Source organism: Neobacillus sp. NPDC097160 (genome assembly GCF_044762155.1).
GTDB lineage: Bacteria > Bacillota > Bacilli > Bacillales > Cytobacillaceae > Neobacillus.
In genome coordinates this window covers 174,176-190,189 of the sequence record NZ_JBIWDU010000004.1, presented here as the reverse complement: position 1 = coordinate 190,189, position 16,014 = coordinate 174,176, and the positions used below count along the sequence as shown (strand labels likewise).

Genomic DNA, 16,014 nt, shown 5'->3' with positions numbered 1-16,014 from the left:
TACTATGGAAAAATAGGAAAAATAGAACAGGAGGATTGGCAAATCTATTAAAAAATTAAGTTCCTTCCTCAGAAATGGATTTTTTAGCGAGGGCTGCCGGCCAAATAAAAAACCAGTCCCTCCCCGGGAACTGGCTGTTAATTAAACATTTTCTCCCACATTTCAACGACGAAAAACTTCACCTTCACCGGTTCTTCATCTTCCGCTGTATACACAGGAGCAGTCTTTTTTGCTTGTTTCTTCGGCTTCTTCACTTCGGCTTCTTTCACTGGCGCCGGTATTGCTTCTTCCTCCATAACTGAGCTGTTTTTGCTGTCCACTACCTTTTCCTTTTCCGCAGCATCGCTCGAAGCGACAGCCTCCTTCTCCGGCTCGACATCTTCTTTCACTTGCTTTCCTTCCTTTTTCTCCTGCTTTCCGTCCTCTTTCACCTGTTTTACTACCTTTTTGTCCGGAACCGCTTCAACCTCCGTCTCCGACACCACTTCCTTCTCACTCACCGTTCCTGCCTTCGCCACCTGCTTTTTTTCTTCAAACCCTTCACTCACGGCAACCCCATTCGAAAAATCAAGGAAACATAATGGCGGGTAGAGCACACACCACCAGTTCGCGCCTTCCCCTTTGCCCAATGTAATCAGGATCGCCTGATACTCTCCTGCCGGATATAAAAACTGACCATATAATTTCGTTGGAAACTGAACTTTCCCGAACTCAACCTTTACTGACTGATCCGAACCCTGTTCGTGCACTACTTTTTCCGCAATCGCCTGAATTTCCGGCAGCCTTGAAGTCATGACCTTTCTCGCTTCCTGCATCGAGGTCAAATCCTGCACCCAAAGGGTAATTTGCGCATTCACCGCATCGCGCACCTTCCGTTTAATCGCCTGATCCTTTTCAAAATCACTATTTGCGAGAATTCGAAGGCGAATCGCTTCCCCCGGAATCACGATCGATTCCTTCGCCGCTGCTTCCGTCTTTGGCATATATAAACTCAACATTGTTCCCAATGATAACACCACTAAATATCCCCAAACCGCTAATTTGCTTCGCATACTCCAGCACCGTCCCTTCGCTATCTACATTGTGGACAAAATGCCAGAATCCTAAACTAGTAAATTTTAATATTTTTGCAATCGCTGCAAAACAAAAAAGGCCCGGGAAGTTACATCCCGAAGCCAATTTCCGCAAATACCATCCGATCCTTGCCATTAATATCATTCACGACTTCTACCTTTACATCTTTGAATGCCTTTTGAAAAAGCTCCGCTATCGCTTCGCCCTGACCGGCCCCAATTTCAAAACATACCAGCGCGCGCGGCGCCAGCACTTGTGGCAGCTCGACCATAAACCGGCGGTAAAAATCCAAACCATCCGCGCCCGCAAACAAAGCCCGGTGCGGCTCATGCTCTGTCACCACCTCGGACATCGTCGTCCGGTCCCCAAGCGGAATATACGGCGGATTGGAAATGACCACATCGAACGCACCGCCAATAAAGGGCTTGAGCAAATCACCTTGAACAAATTCAACCTCAGCTTGAAGGCTCCGGGCATTTTCCCTCGCCACCTTCAAAGATTCTTCAGCAATATCAGAGGCAAATACGTTCAGCGATGGCTGCTCGAGCTTCAAAGTAACGGCAATAGTGCCGCTTCCCGTGCCGATGTCTACCACCTTCAGTTCACGCTTATTGATCCTTTTTAGCGTCTCGTAAACAAGTTCTTCTGTTTCCGGCCTCGGAATCAGCACCTCTTCATTTACGATAAACGTCCGGCCGTAAAATTCCTCCGACCCGATGATATATTGCACCGGTACGCCCTTCATGTGCTCCAATACTGCTTTTTCAAAATCAATCCAAACCGCCGGCGGTAATTCCTCACGCATCTCAGCAAACAACTGCGAACGCGTCCATCCGGTAAAATGACGAAGCAGCAGTTCCCCTGCATTCTCATCCCGTTTCGCCTCGATTAAAAAAGAAGAAGCCCATTTCAGAGCTTCAAATACCTTTTTACTCATTATTAGATGCCTCTTCCAGTCTTCTTGCCTGATCATCCATCACCAATGCATCAATGATTTCATCAAGCTTACCCTCGATGATTTGATCCAGCTTTTGGATGGTTAAGCCAATGCGATGGTCCGTCACCCGGTTTTGCGGGAAGTTGTACGTCCGTATCCGCTCCGAACGGTCACCGGTACCGACGGCCGATTTACGTACTGAATCATATTCCGCCTGTGCTTCCTGCTGGAACTTATCATACACACGTGCACGCAGCACCTTCATCGCTTTATCCTTATTTTTATGCTGCGACTTTTCATCCTGAATAGATACCACAATCCCTGTTGGAATATGCGTCAAACGAACGGCAGACATCGTCGTATTAACAGACTGACCGCCGGCGCCGCTTGAAGCAAATGCATCAAAACGGATATCCTTATCGTGGATTTCAACTTCCACTTCCTCTGCTTCCGGCAAACAAACAACCGTTGCCGTCGAAGTATGAATCCGCCCGCCCGATTCCGTTTCCGGAACACGCTGCACACGATGCGCCCCATTCTCAAATTTCAATTTCGAGTAGGCACCAGTACCATTAATCATAAAACTAATTTCCTTGTAGCCGCCAAGACCCGTTGGACTGGCATCAATTAGATCCGTCTTCCAGCCCTGTGCTTCCGCAAAACGGCTGTACATACGATAAAGTGTACCCGCAAATAGCGCTGCCTCATCCCCGCCGGCAGCCCCGCGGATTTCAAAGATAACGTTTTTATCATCATTCGGATCCTTTGGAACAAGAAGAATCTTCATCTTCTCTTCTAACTCAGTGATTTGCGCCTCCAGCTCATGGACCTCTTCCTTCACCATTTCGCGCATTTCCACATCCAGTTTTTCCTCAAGCATCGCTTTCGCATCCTGAAGCTGCTCGCGCGCCTCTTTATACTGGCGGTATGTTTGTACAGTTTCTTGTATATCAGCTTGTTCTTTTGAAAAATCACGAAGTTTTTTTGTATCATTAATAATTTGGGGGTCGCTCAAAAGTTCATTCAACTTTTCATAGCGATCCTCCACCGATTGTAGACGATCGAACACAGTCATTCACCTCAAGTTTTAGTCCATAGCATTCTAATTATAGTATAGGTGAAAACCAGCGTCAAAACCAAATTGCGGGAGAAATTTTTTGTTGGGATATGTTGGGGTATTTTTTTAAAGAAAAGCGGAAGCGCCTTGCTCAGGGGCGACAGGCATAAGACGAGCCGGCGAGAAGGCTGTTCTTTAGCCTTCTTGACGGATTGGCTTGACCCGAGCCCCTAGGCGCTGGAGCTGGACAATAAAAAAACATGCCCTAAAAATCAGAGCATGTTACCGGCGATCTTCCTTCACTCGCACTTCAATATTGTATCTAGGTAATGCCTCAATCAGTTTCCGATGTAGGCGTGCTTCTGCATCGACTTTTCCTCGGTCAGATAGCATTCCTTTTTTATAAACAGATACCCACATCCGGTCGCCATTCACCCAGACAGAATCCGCCACGAACTCGTTCGTATCGGCAATGACTTGTTTGGCTTTGTTGATATCGGTGCCATGATTTCCAGCACCAGCTTCGCCACCGCTTCCCGTGTGCTTCAGATCAAGAAAGTTAGGATTTTGATTAGTAATATCATCCTCGACGTAGTGCTGCTCGTTCTTACTACGATCACCGACGTCAGACATATTTTTAGGAATTGACAGGTCATCGCCGTCACGATCCGAAATTAAATTAGGAGCGGATTGGTCCTTCCTTAAATCATAGGCATTCTCATTTGCACCACGGTTAATTTGACATCCACTAATAGTTAGGAAAAACAACGAAATGAGCAAGAAAAACATCCACTTTTTCAGCATATTCCACCTCCTGTTACTATCATGCCCGCCAGGAGGCCCGGCTTATCGAGTGAAATCTTTCCAAAGCCTGCTCGCACCACTCTAAATGCCGCCTATTTCCCTCGTAATCCCGCCAATTCAGCCGATAATTCCGCCAACTTTTGAATTTATTCCGCCAAATAAGACATTAATTCCGCCAAAGAGCTATTTTACGCCACAAAGCCAGGCGGAGTTCGAACTTTTCCGCGGGATTCGGGATTAATTCCGCGGGTTTTCCCATTTATTCCGCCAACTTTTGGATTATTCCCGCGAATTTTCCCATTTATTCCGCCAACTTCTTCAATAATCCCGCCAAACCCCTTTTCTCCACAAAAAAACTGCCCAAGAATCCAACTCTCAGACAGTGTTTACGGTGTCAGGCACCTATTATTGTTTTCGAACAGTGTTTATGGTGTTTATGGTGTCAGGCACCACGTACCGAGGCACCACTTATCGGGCGGTGACGGGTGCGGTTTTTGGGACTTCGTGGTGGTGGCGGCAGCGAGGCTCGTAGGCTTCTGAGGCGCCGACCAAAATGACTGGGTCGTGGTAGGATGCGGGACGGCCGTCAATCAGGCGCTGTGTCCTGCTTGATGGCGAGCCGCACACCGTACAGACAGCCTGAAGCTTCGTCACCGATTCCGCGATGGCCATCAACGCCGGCATTTGGCCGAACGGCTCGCCGCGGAAATCCATGTCAAGACCGGCACAAATGACGCGATGCCCGCTATCAGCCAGCTGCTGAACAACCCGGACAATCCCCTCATCAAAAAATTGAATCTCATCAATCGCAATAATATCCATATCTGCCTCAACATGATGCAGAATCTCAATCGAATGGGAAATTGGCTTCGCATGAAAAGAAGAACCATTATGAGAAACGACAGATTGTTCACTGTAGCGATTATCAATTTTCGGCTTAAATACAGCTATTTTTTGTTTCGCAAATTGAGCCCGTCTGACGCGACGAATCAATTCCTCTGATTTCCCAGAAAACATACTGCCACAGATAACCTCAACCCATCCGCTTTGCTTCATTAAATACATAAACGGCGTCTCCCTCCTATATACGAACCCTTTAAAACAATCATTTTTATATTAAAAAACCAAGCTGTCGAAAACATCCTGCAGCCATTTATCTAACACATCTATCTCAACATCACATTTTTTTCAATAAAAAACAGGCAAGCCATAGTTCCTCTTGCCTGTTCCTTCGCTCATTATTGTTGTTGCTTAAGGCCGTATTTTTTGTTGAAACGGTCAACACGTCCGCCAGCTTCAGCGAATTTTTGACGACCAGTATAGAATGGATGACATTCTGAACAAGTTTCAACACGGATCTCTTTCTTAACAGAACCAGTTTCAAACGTGTTACCGCATGCACATGTCACCGTAATTGTTTTATAATTTGGATGAATTCCTGCTTTCATTCTTTTCATCTCCTTCCGCCCTGAATCATTCGAAACAGAGTTATATAAAGTGCTTGTCTTAAACAGGCACTGAAATACTTAAAACACACTGGAATCATTATAACAAGGCAAACCTTTTTTTGCAAGTTGGGATTTGTTGGTTTTGACGTAATTTCTTTTTTAAAAAGGAACCCAAATCCGCCCCTCGACTCGGCTTGTCCCAGTCATTATTTTACTACGAACGTCTAGTTTTTAGCTCTTCCCCTAATTGTGCAAAAAATTCTTCATTTGACTTCGTTTGCCGTAATTTTTTCAAGAAGCGTTCGGCAAAGTCTGGAGAATCTGACATCGATTTGCGAATCGCCCATAATTTATCCAAATGATCCTTTGGAATAAGCAATTCTTCCTTACGTGTCCCGGAACGGCGGATATCAAGCGCAGGGAAAATCCGGCGCTCAGCAAGCTGGCGGTCAAGATGCAGTTCCATGTTTCCTGTCCCTTTAAATTCCTCATAAATGACATCGTCCATCCGCGAACCGGTATCAACCAACGCCGTTGCGAGGATGGTCAAACTGCCGCCCTCTTCGATATTACGGGCTGCACCAAAGAAACGCTTCGGACGGTGAAACGCTGCCGGGTCAATCCCCCCGGAGAGTGTCCGGCCGCTTGGCGGAATGACAAGGTTATAGGCACGCGCCAAACGTGTAATGCTGTCCATTAAGATGACAACATCGCGTTTATGCTCGACAAGGCGCATCGCCCGGTCAAGCACGAGCTCGGCCACTTTAATATGGTTTTCAGGCACCTCGTCAAACGTGGAGCTGACAACATCACCGGCAACAGAGCGCTCGATGTCGGTTACCTCTTCCGGACGTTCGTCGATTAGCAGGACGATTAACTCGACGTCCGGATGATTCGTTGTAACACTGTTGGCAATTTCCTTCAACAGCATGGTTTTACCCGCTTTTGGTGGCGCGACAATTAATCCCCTTTGGCCAAAACCGACCGGTGCCACGACATCCATGATCCTTGTGGAAAGATGCTTTGGCGTCGTTTCCAGCTTCATTTGTCTATTAGGATACAGCGGTGTTAACGCCGGGAAATAAACGCGTTCTTTCGCCGATTCAGGATCTTCGCCGTTCACCGCTTCAACGTGCAGCAGTCCATAATAACGTTCATTTTCCTTTGGTGGTCGAACCTTACCGGAAACCTTATCCCCGTTACGAAGGTCGAAACGGCGGATTTGCGATGCTGAAATGTAAATATCCTCTGAGCTTGGCGAGTAGTTAATTGGCCGCAAGAATCCAAAGCCTTCCGACTGGATGATTTCGAGGACGCCTTCCATGAAAAAATAACCCTGCTGTTCAGCACGAGATTTTAAAATGGCAAAAATTAATTCTTTTTTTGTTAATTTGCTGTAATAGGTCACTTTATATTCGCGTGCAAGCTCATAAAGCTCCTTCAGCTTCATATTTTCTAAACTTGAAATAGTTAAGTCCATTTGTGCACCACACTTTAAAATTTTTCCATCAAACCGCTTATTTTTAGGCAGCGGAAGATTGTGAATAAAATAAAAATTAAGAGATTAGAGGAATTGAAATTGAAGTAGAAATGAAATGAATAGATTTGCAGAAATTATGCATACTAAAAACAATTACTATTTTACCCTCTGTTCAAAAAATTAATCAACTACATTTACTTATTTCTTTTGTTGGAAATTTTTTCTGGCAGGAGTTCATTCAATATCCTCTAGAAGTAACCGGAGTTTAGCTAATTGGGTGACCGTCACCCTTAACACTATCTACATATTATTATTGGTGCCTGTCACCCTTTGCACTATCTCCGTGCAACTTTTGGTGTCAGGCACCCAATTGGTCTTTATTTGATTACTAGGTTTGGTTTTTTCTTTAGGCTGTGGCGGCCTTCGATGAAGCGAACGGTGCCTGATTTTGCACGCATGACGACGGAGTGTGTTGAGCCGTATGAGCCTTTGAATTGCACTCCACGTAAAAGTTCTCCGTCTGTAACGCCAGTTGCTGCAAAAATAGCGTCGTCACCTTTGACAAGGTCTTCCATCCGTAACACTCGATTCACATCCAAGCCCATTTTGATGCAGCGTTCAAGTTCAGCATCACTTTGTGGCAAAAGTTTGCCCATGATTTCCCCGCCGAGGCATTTTAGGGCAACCGCTGAAAGCACACCCTCCGGCGCACCGCCTGAACCAAAGAGAATATCGACACCGGTGTTATCGAAAGCTGTATTGATGGCGCCGGCAACATCGCCGTCGTTGATGAGTTTAATCCGTGCTCCCGCTTCACGAAGCTGGGCAATGATATGTTCATGACGCTCGCGATTTAAGACCGTTGCCACAACATCCTCGATATCCTTGTTTTTCGCCTTCGCCACCGCTTTAAGGTTGTCCAATACAGAGGCGTTTATATCGACGCAGCCAACTGCTTCGGGGCCAACAGCGATTTTTTCCATATACATATCCGGTGCATGCAGGAGGTTACCATGATCGGCAACAGCAAGAACAGCCAGGGCATTCCAACCGCCCGATGCTAGAATATTGGTACCTTCAAGCGGGTCAACCGCCACATCAACGCGCGGGCCGTATCCAGTGCCGAGCTTTTCGCCAATATAGAGCATTGGTGCTTCGTCCATTTCCCCCTCACCAATGACAACCGTTCCCTTCATTGGAACCGTGTCAAACACATCACGCATTGCCGAAGTGGCAGCACCGTCCGCTTCATCCTTCTTCCCGCGACCCATCCAGCGCGCTGAAGCAAGGGCAGCCCCTTCTGTGACACGGACTAGTTCCATCGTTAAACTTCTTTCCATCGGTCTCCATCTCCCATTTCCTCTTTTGTTACCGTTCCACCGTTCTTCCTGGGCCTTCGGTCACAATAACTCATCATTCTCATGTGTTCTTCAGGTGTTCTACTTCTTCCTTTGTCAGCGCCTCCCGCCAAGCCGTCGCGCCGAGGCCGTTTAATTTTTCAACGAGATTGCTGTAGCCGCGGTCAATATGCTCAAGGCCAGTGACTTCAGTGACACCTTCAGCAATTAGACCGGCGATGACGAGCGCTGCTCCAGCCCTTAAATCCGATGCCTTTACTTTAGCACCCTGGAGCTGCACCGGGCCATTAATGATCGCAGAGCGCCCTTCCACCTTAATATTCGCATTCATTCTTCTTAGTTCATCAATATGTTTAAAACGAGCACCATAGATCGTATCGGTGACAACGCTTGAGCCTGTGGCTTTTGTTAAAAGAGTCGTAAATGGCTGCTGCAGGTCTGTTGGAAATCCCGGATACACAAGTGTTTTAATATCAACCGCTTTCAAATTTGACGAGCCGCTGACAAATACTTGGTCATCGCCGGATTCGATGTGAACGCCCATCTCACGGAGCTTCGCAATCAGCGATTCTAAGTGCTGCGGGATTACATTATCAATCAATACCCCTTCACCAACTGCGGCACCTAAAATCATATACGTCCCCGCTTCAATCCGGTCCGGAATGATCGTGTGACGGCAGCCGTGCAGCGAATCCACACCATCAATCCGAATCACATCGGTTCCGGCGCCTTTAATTTTAGCCCCCATGTTCGTTAACAGTGTGGCAACATCAATGATTTCCGGCTCCTTTGCGGCGTTTTCGATGATGGTCCGTCCTTTTGCCCGAACGGCAGCGAGCATAATATTGATCGTCGCACCGACACTGACAACATCGAGGTAAATGCGGGCCCCGCGAAGTTCATCCGCACGCAAATAAATCGCACCCTGCTCGTTCGTGATTTGTGCACCAAGTGCTTCAAAGCCCTTAATATGCTGGTCAATCGGACGAGGACCCAGATGACATCCGCCCGGCAAACCAATAACCGCCTTTTTAAAACGTCCAAGCATGGCCCCCATTAAATAATAGGATGCACGCAGCTTTTTCACTTTCCCGTTTGGCAGCGGCATGGAAATCATCCTTGAGGGGTCAACCGTCATTTCATCTTCCGAAATATTGACATTCCCGCCGATTTCTTCAAGCAGATCTTTCAAAATTTCCACATCTGAAATATGTGGCAGCCCTTCGATTGTCACGGGTGATTCTGCTAAAATGGTTGCTGGAATTAAGGCAACAGCACTGTTTTTCGCACCGCTGATGCGAACCGTTCCCTTTAATGGATATCCGCCTGCAATTTTAAGTTTTTCCATTTTCGACTCCCTTCTAAGCCCTATGTAAGTCATGACTGGTAGATGGAATGGGACTTTTATTTTTCAGCGGAAGCGCAAGTTTAAAGGCGCTAAAGACTATATTAACCGTGCTTACGCTATTTTTAAAAAAGACCCCTAGTACCAAGAATGGTACTAGGTATATTTTTCCAACATCAAAAGTCAAATTCCGACAGCTTGTCTATTCTTTAGTTTACACGAAAATTCTATTTTCATGTATCGATTTTAAAAAAATTTGCACGAAAATGGAAAAACTGCGGAATTATTTTGTGTGGAGTGGAAAAACCCCACTGCGTTTTATGCGTTTGTATGAGCATTCCAATCTTTTAGGAAGCCTGCCATTCCTTTGTCTGTCAATGGATGCTTGGTTAGCTGCTCAATGACACTGTAAGGAATCGTTGCAATGTGAGCACCTGCCATCGCTACACGCGTTACATGGTCAGGGTGGCGTACAGATGCAGCAATAATTTGGGCATCCAAGTTATGAATCCGGATTAATTCTGCAATTTTACTTACTAATAATACTCCGTCTTCAGAAATATCATCTAGACGGCCTAGGAATGGTGAAACATATGTTGCGCCAGCACGAGCTGCCAATAGCGCTTGGTTCACTGTGAAGATCAGTGTTACGTTGACTTTAACACCTTTTTTTGCAAGATAACGAGTGGTCTCTAAGCCAGCCACTGTCATTGGAACTTTGATGGTGATTTTTTCATCGCCGCCATTAATTTTGATTAGTTCTTCAGCTTCTGCAATCATTTGTTCAGCTGTTTCGGCATATGGTGATACTTCTGCGGATACAGATTCCACTTCAGGTACTGCTTGGAGAATTTCCTCGATCCGATCTTCGAATTTTACCCCTTCTTTTGCAACTAAAGAAGGATTTGTTGTGACACCGGATAAAACGCCCATTTTATAAGCTTTTTTAATATCAACTAAATTTGCTGTATCAATAAAAAATTTCATCGTTTTCCCTCCAAATTTCGACTAAATTTTCAGTTTCCTATTTACACACTGAAACCGCCCTTAGTAGGAGGGCGGTTTTCATTTTATCACAATTTCAAAAAATTACCAAATAGCACTAATGCCATGCCTGTTGGTAATTTTTATCTGCCAAGCAGGTCGCTAATTACGCTCTGCTTGATGAACCGAATTCGCGCATTTTACCGATAACAGTTTCTTTGATAACGTCGCGAGCTGGGCCTAAATATTTACGTGGATCGTATTCATTTGGTTTTGCGGCTAAAACTTCACGAACAACCCGTGCAGAAGCAATTTGGTTTTCTGTGTTTACGTTGATTTTAGCTGTGCCAAGAGAAATAGATTTTTGGATATCTTTTGTTGGAATTCCAGTTCCGCCATGAAGTACAAGCGGCATGCCAGTAATCTTGCCGATTTCCTCCATTTCAGCAAAACCAAGGTTTGGTTCGCCTTTGTAAGGACCATGAACAGAACCTAGTGCAGGTGCTAGGCAATCAATGCCCGTGCGTTTCACAAGCTCTTCACATTCCTTTGGATCCGCATAGATCACGCCTTCAGCAACAACGTCGTCCTCTTGTCCGCCAACTGTTCCTAATTCCGCTTCAACAGAAACACCTTTTGAGTGCGCATATTCCACTACTTTTGAAGTAATTTCAATATTTTCTTCAAATGGGTGGTGTGAAGCATCGATCATAACAGATGTGAAGCCGGCATCAATCGCTTCTTTACATTTGTCAAAGCTTGAACCGTGATCAAGGTGAATCGCTACTGGAACCGTAATTTTATAATCTTCTAATAAGCCTTCAACCATTTTTACAACCGTCTTGAAACCACCGATATAGCGGCCTGCACCTTCAGAAACACCAAGAATTACTGGTGAATTTTCTTCCTGAGCAGCTTGAAGAATTGCTTGGGTAAATTCTAAGTTATTAATGTTAAATTGCCCAACAGCGTAGCCTTCCGCCTTGGCTTTATTAAGCATGTCTTTCATGGATACTAAAGGCATTTCTCTTCCTCCTTAAATTAGCTTACTACCATTTCGAAACAGGGTCTTCCCTAAAAGGTTTTCCCTCTGATTTAACGTTTATGTATAAATCGAAAATGATAGCCAGCCTGTAAAAAGTTCATATGTAATCATAACAAAACAAAGGAGGAATTACCATTATTCATACCCAGTTTTTTAAACTGTCATAATGAAAGCGTACCCATTTATTATTATAAAAATCTCGTGCCAATTGGTAGCTTTTTTTTAAAATAATCCGCTGTTTTTCGCAAAAAGGCACCACCGAAACGCGGCTCTAATTCGCCTTTTGCGGAATATGTTTACGAACTGCCGCCCTAATATCATCAATGTCAAAAGGTTTTGCGAAATGGGTAATCGCACCAAGGTCTTTGGCTTCTTGAATCATATCCAATTCACCGTAGGCAGTCATGATGATGACGCGAATATCTGGGTCGATGACTTTCATTCGTTTTAAGATTTCAATTCCGTCCATTCCCGGTATTTTCATATCAAGCAGAACAAGATCGGGATCATGCTTTGTGACAATGTCCAGTGCCTGAATGCCGTTAGCAGCCTGAAATGTTTGATACCCTTCTTTTTGAAACACCTCATTCAGCAAAATACGAATGCCAAATTGATCGTCCACGATTAAAATTTTCTCTTTCATAACTCCACCTCTTCCTTGTTTTCATTAAATTTACATACTTATGCATACCACTTGTTATATTCTACCTCGGGTGGTAACTTTCCTGCCTGCTTTTTTCCTAGAATAGTGTTATTTTGTGGGAATTGGGATTTATTTTTGCATATTCGTGAAAAAGCTTATAATAGGGTTTGTGAAAAGGAGGGTTATTATGTTAAAAATGTTTACTACTCAACTAACAGGCGTTTGGAAAAAAATAGATGAAAAAGAAGAATTTTCGTTTGAGGACGGGGCCCGCTTACTTGCCCAGGCTCCTGTTGGGGACGGGTCTATCTATATTTTTGGCACGAAGGAAATGAAGGCGGTTGAAGTTGAGGCGCTAGATGGGGCAGAGCCATTTGTGGGGGCGAAGGTTCTGACAGCGGCGGATGTCGCGGAACTTGGCGAAGCCGATCGCGTGTTGATGTTCACCCGCACCTCCGGCGATGAAGACGCCTTAGCGGTCGCGAAGCAGCTCCGGGAAAAAGGGGTACCTTTCGTGGCAGTTTCGACGGTAATGGAGCCTGATGCTGCAGATCATTTAGTGGGCATGGCTGATGTTCATATCGATTTGCGATTGACAAAAGGCTTACTGCCGGACGATTTCGGTAACCGCTACGGTTATCCGTCCTCAATGGCAGCATTGTTTGTTTATTATGGGTTAAAATTCACGATTGATGAGATGCTGGCGGAATATGAAGAGTAAAACGGCCCTGAAATGGGTCGTTTTTTATTTTTAAGGGCTTTTTGGACTGGTTTTGCGGGATCTTTCCTTTCCTTTTTTAAAAAGAATCCTGTTTACTTTTCGGTTTGGGTGTTTTACTTTCCGGTTTCATCATTTTACTGTCCACTTTGAGCATTTTACTGTCCACTTCCCCTTTCACATCAAAAAACCAGTTCCCCTCAATAACGGAGAACTGGCCTAAAACACTTATTTTTGAATTGACGCCTGAATAAAGTCTCTGAACAACGGCTGTGGGCGCGTTGGTCTTGAGACAAATTCCGGATGGAACTGAGAAGCCACGAACCATGGGTGATCCGCAAGCTCAATGATTTCGACTAAACGGCCGTCAGGGCTTGTACCGGAGAAAATAAATCCAGCCGCTTCCATCTGTTGACGATAATGGTTATTAAACTCATAACGGTGACGATGGCGCTCGTAAATCACTTTTTCCTCATAAGCTCTAAAGGCTTTCGTGCCCTCAAGCAAACGGCATGGGTATAGACCAAGACGTAATGTGCCGCCCAAGTCCTCAACATCCTTTTGCTCCGGAAGCAGGTCAATAATCGGATGGGTCGTCTTAGGCACAAATTCAGCAGAATGGGCATCTGCTAAACCAAGCACATTCCTTGCATACTCAATCGTTGCCAGCTGCATCCCCAAACAAATGCCGAGGAATGGCTTCTTCTGCTCACGAGCATAGCGGGTTGCCTCGATTTTCCCTTCAATCCCGCGATCGCCAAATCCGCCCGGAACAAGCACTCCATCTACATCATTAAGGAGCTCGGCCACATTTTCACGTGTGACTTCATCCGAATTGATCCATTTAATTTCGACATCGGTATCAAAGGCATAACCGGCATGCTTCATCGCTTCAACCACTGAAATATAGGCATCCTGCAGCTCCACATATTTCCCGACAAGGCCAATGCGTGTCTTATTCGACAAGTTGAGTACGCGGTCTACCAGTGCCTTCCACTCCGTCATCTCCGCCTTGTCTGTTTCTAATTTCAGGTGGTCACAGACAATTTGATCCATATTTTGGTCTTGAAGTGCGAGTGGAATCGAATAAAGCGTATCGGCATCCTGGCATTCAATGACCGCTTTCGCATCGATATCACAGAACAAGGCGATTTTTTCCTTCATGTCCTCTGATACTGGCATTTCCGTACGTACAACAATGATATTTGGCTGAATTCCGAGGCTGCGCAGTTCTTTTACACTGTGCTGTGTCGGCTTCGTCTTCATTTCGCCCGCTGCTTTTATATACGGAATTAAGGTACAGTGAATGTACATCACATCGTCGCGGCCGACATCACTTTTAATTTGGCGGATCGCTTCCAAGAATGGCAGTGATTCAATATCGCCCACGGTTCCGCCAATTTCCGTGATGACTACATCGGCATTCGTTTCCTTGCCTGCACGGAAGACGCGGTCTTTAATTTCATTGGTAATGTGCGGAATGACCTGGACGGTTGCACCCAAGTAATCGCCGCGGCGTTCTTTTCGCAGCACTGTTGAGTAAATTTTTCCAGTTGTAACGTTAGAATACTTGTTTAAATTGATGTCGATAAAACGCTCATAGTGCCCTAAGTCTAAATCCGTTTCCGCACCATCATCGGTCACGAATACCTCACCATGCTGGTATGGGCTCATGGTTCCTGGGTCGACGTTAATGTATGGGTCGAATTTCTGAATCGTTACATTCAAGCCCCGATTTTTCAAGAGGCGCCCAAGCGAGGACGCGGTAATGCCTTTTCCGAGGGATGAAACAACCCCACCGGTTACGAAAATATACTTTGTCATAAATATTCCCCCTTCATTACAGTTTGTACATTATTCAGGTTGTTTAAGGATTTTTTGCAAAAATTATTTTCCCTATTGCTCCAAAAACGAAAAAACTCCGGTATACACGGGAGTTTTTTTAAAATAAAAAGCGCTCCATCTCGCTATTGCAAGGGAGCGCATAGTAATAAATAATGATTCGTCCTTTTTTAAGGAGCCCAAAAAAGATAATACAAGGGCTAGAATAAAAAGTCAAGTTGTTTCCCATTCGTTCCGTTTAGAAAAAGCGGGGGAAGCGGATTACAGCTCTTCTTCTTCCTCGTCCTCAAACTCTTCTTCTTCCTCTTCTTCTTCAAGCTCTTCATCAAGAACTTCGTCTTCATCAAGCTCGAATTCTTCATCGTCTTCTAGGACATCTTCATCCTCATCTTCATCAAATTCGTCGACTTCATCAAGATCGAGATCCTCTTCTTCTTCATCAAGAAGATCGTCTTCATCGACAAACTCATCGATATCATCATAATCTTCATCTTCAATTTCGTCGAAATCTTCTTCATCGACAACTTTCTTCGCCTTTTTCTTCTTCGGTTTAACGGCTGTGACCACTTCTTCCTCTGCCGTATCGACAGGATACCAAACGCGGAGTCCCCAACGGTTTTCTCCGAGTGAGCGAAAGCGGCCATCAATGTTGATGTCCGTATAAAATTGTGCAAGGCGGGATCTGACTTCCTGTTCAGAAATATCAGCAGCTGTTTGAATCTCTTTCACTAATTCATGAAAGGAGATTGGCTGTTTGCTATTTTTTAAAAATTCATAAGCCATTTCCATGAGGGATAACTCTTTCAATTCCTCTTTTGAGTATTGTGCTAAACTCAATATTGGCACTTCCTTTCTCTATTTAACACTCTGATAATCGAGTAGTTAAGGGCATTTCTCCCAAAATACATATTCTTCATTATAAACAGATTCTTGTCGTTTATGCTAGTTCTAGCTGGACAATCATTTGATTTTTTCTCTCGGCGGTTCCTTTTCCTTCTGTGCTTTCAGTTTTTTGATCTCCTTAATGGAAATAACAAAAAAGAAGATAGCCAGCAAAAGGAACGAAATTGCACCTAATTGACGTTGATAGAGATAGTTTAATGGCCAGGCAAAAATGATTAAAACAATAATAATGTGACTTACCTTCATCTACACACACCTGCCCGTGTTCCCTTAGAAGTTTGAACGCTAGTTTGATTATATAAGAAAAAAGTTTATATTAATATCTCCTCGAAAAATAAATTTACTAAAAAAATACAATGGCTTATTGGTAAAAGCC

The 16,014-nt window shown here is 44.7% G+C and carries 16 protein-coding genes; 1 reads left to right on the top strand and 15 read right to left on the bottom strand.

Translation table 11 applies throughout. The features are described 5' to 3' along the window. Window positions 1–137 precede the first annotated feature (137 nt). The 12 genes from spoIIR to ACIQXV_RS07495 form a co-directional block, all read right to left on the bottom strand. Window positions 138–1,052: a stage II sporulation protein R gene (gene spoIIR / locus ACIQXV_RS07550; protein ID WP_402957458.1), complete on the bottom strand. Its 915-nt coding sequence runs from the start codon at window positions 1,050–1,052 to the stop codon at window positions 138–140. Between the two features lie 110 nt (window positions 1,053–1,162). Further along, complete coding sequence (prmC, locus tag ACIQXV_RS07545) at window positions 1,163–2,011, bottom strand: peptide chain release factor N(5)-glutamine methyltransferase (RefSeq protein ID WP_402957456.1); 849 nt, start codon at window positions 2,009–2,011, stop codon at window positions 1,163–1,165. Further along, entirely contained in the window at window positions 2,004–3,080 is a 1,077-nt protein-coding gene (gene prfA, locus ACIQXV_RS07540) for a peptide chain release factor 1 (RefSeq protein WP_402957454.1), read from the bottom strand. The genes prmC and prfA overlap by 8 nt, the downstream gene beginning before the upstream one ends. A 270-nt stretch (window positions 3,081–3,350) precedes the next feature. Further along, window positions 3,351–3,872, bottom strand: a complete 522-nt coding sequence (locus ACIQXV_RS07535; RefSeq protein WP_402957452.1) for a hypothetical protein — start codon at window positions 3,870–3,872, stop codon at window positions 3,351–3,353. Between the two features lie 468 nt (window positions 3,873–4,340). Further along, window positions 4,341–4,937, bottom strand: coding sequence for a thymidine kinase (locus ACIQXV_RS07530; RefSeq protein ID WP_402957451.1), 597 nt, complete (start codon window positions 4,935–4,937; stop codon window positions 4,341–4,343). Window positions 4,938–5,110: 173 nt separating this feature from the next. Continuing rightward, complete coding sequence (gene rpmE / locus ACIQXV_RS07525; protein ID WP_402957449.1) at window positions 5,111–5,320, bottom strand: 50S ribosomal protein L31; 210 nt, start codon at window positions 5,318–5,320, stop codon at window positions 5,111–5,113. Between the two features lie 214 nt (window positions 5,321–5,534). Continuing rightward, the gene (rho, locus tag ACIQXV_RS07520) at window positions 5,535–6,800 is read right to left on the bottom strand and encodes a transcription termination factor Rho (protein WP_402957448.1); all 1,266 of its coding nucleotides are present in this window, start codon (window positions 6,798–6,800) and stop codon (window positions 5,535–5,537) included. 377 nt (window positions 6,801–7,177) lie between these two features. After that, entirely contained in the window at window positions 7,178–8,140 is a 963-nt protein-coding gene (glpX, locus tag ACIQXV_RS07515; protein ID WP_402957446.1) for a class II fructose-bisphosphatase, read from the bottom strand. 79 nt (window positions 8,141–8,219) lie between these two features. Beyond that, window positions 8,220–9,506: a UDP-N-acetylglucosamine 1-carboxyvinyltransferase gene (locus ACIQXV_RS07510; RefSeq protein WP_402957444.1), complete on the bottom strand. Its 1,287-nt coding sequence runs from the start codon at window positions 9,504–9,506 to the stop codon at window positions 8,220–8,222. Window positions 9,507–9,821: 315 nt separating this feature from the next. Then, window positions 9,822–10,490, bottom strand: a complete 669-nt coding sequence (gene fsa, locus ACIQXV_RS07505; RefSeq protein ID WP_402957442.1) for a fructose-6-phosphate aldolase — start codon at window positions 10,488–10,490, stop codon at window positions 9,822–9,824. 163 nt (window positions 10,491–10,653) lie between these two features. After that, window positions 10,654–11,511: a class II fructose-bisphosphate aldolase gene (locus tag ACIQXV_RS07500; protein ID WP_402957440.1), complete on the bottom strand. Its 858-nt coding sequence runs from the start codon at window positions 11,509–11,511 to the stop codon at window positions 10,654–10,656. A gap of 292 nt (window positions 11,512–11,803) precedes the next feature. Beyond that, a complete protein-coding gene (locus ACIQXV_RS07495; protein ID WP_283920804.1) occupies window positions 11,804–12,175 on the bottom strand; it encodes a response regulator in 372 nt (123 codons plus the stop codon). A 187-nt stretch (window positions 12,176–12,362) separates the two neighbouring features. On the opposite strand from ACIQXV_RS07495, the gene ACIQXV_RS07490 reads away from it, so the two are divergent. Then, window positions 12,363–12,896: a DUF2529 domain-containing protein gene (locus ACIQXV_RS07490; protein WP_402957723.1), complete on the top strand. Its 534-nt coding sequence runs from the start codon at window positions 12,363–12,365 to the stop codon at window positions 12,894–12,896. A gap of 225 nt (window positions 12,897–13,121) precedes the next feature. Here ACIQXV_RS07490 and ACIQXV_RS07485 read toward each other — a convergent pair whose 3' ends face one another. From ACIQXV_RS07485 to ACIQXV_RS07475, 3 genes are all read right to left on the bottom strand, one after another. Then, window positions 13,122–14,717 carry a CTP synthase gene (locus ACIQXV_RS07485; protein WP_402957438.1) on the bottom strand — a complete coding sequence of 532 codons (1,596 nt, stop codon included), beginning with the start codon at window positions 14,715–14,717 and terminating at the stop codon, window positions 13,122–13,124. Window positions 14,718–14,996: 279 nt separating this feature from the next. Further along, the gene (rpoE, locus tag ACIQXV_RS07480; RefSeq protein ID WP_402957436.1) at window positions 14,997–15,572 is read right to left on the bottom strand and encodes a DNA-directed RNA polymerase subunit delta; all 576 of its coding nucleotides are present in this window, start codon (window positions 15,570–15,572) and stop codon (window positions 14,997–14,999) included. 123 nt (window positions 15,573–15,695) lie between these two features. Beyond that, window positions 15,696–15,884, bottom strand: a complete 189-nt coding sequence (locus tag ACIQXV_RS07475) for a hypothetical protein (RefSeq protein WP_402957434.1) — start codon at window positions 15,882–15,884, stop codon at window positions 15,696–15,698. Between the last annotated feature and the right edge of the window lie 130 nt (window positions 15,885–16,014).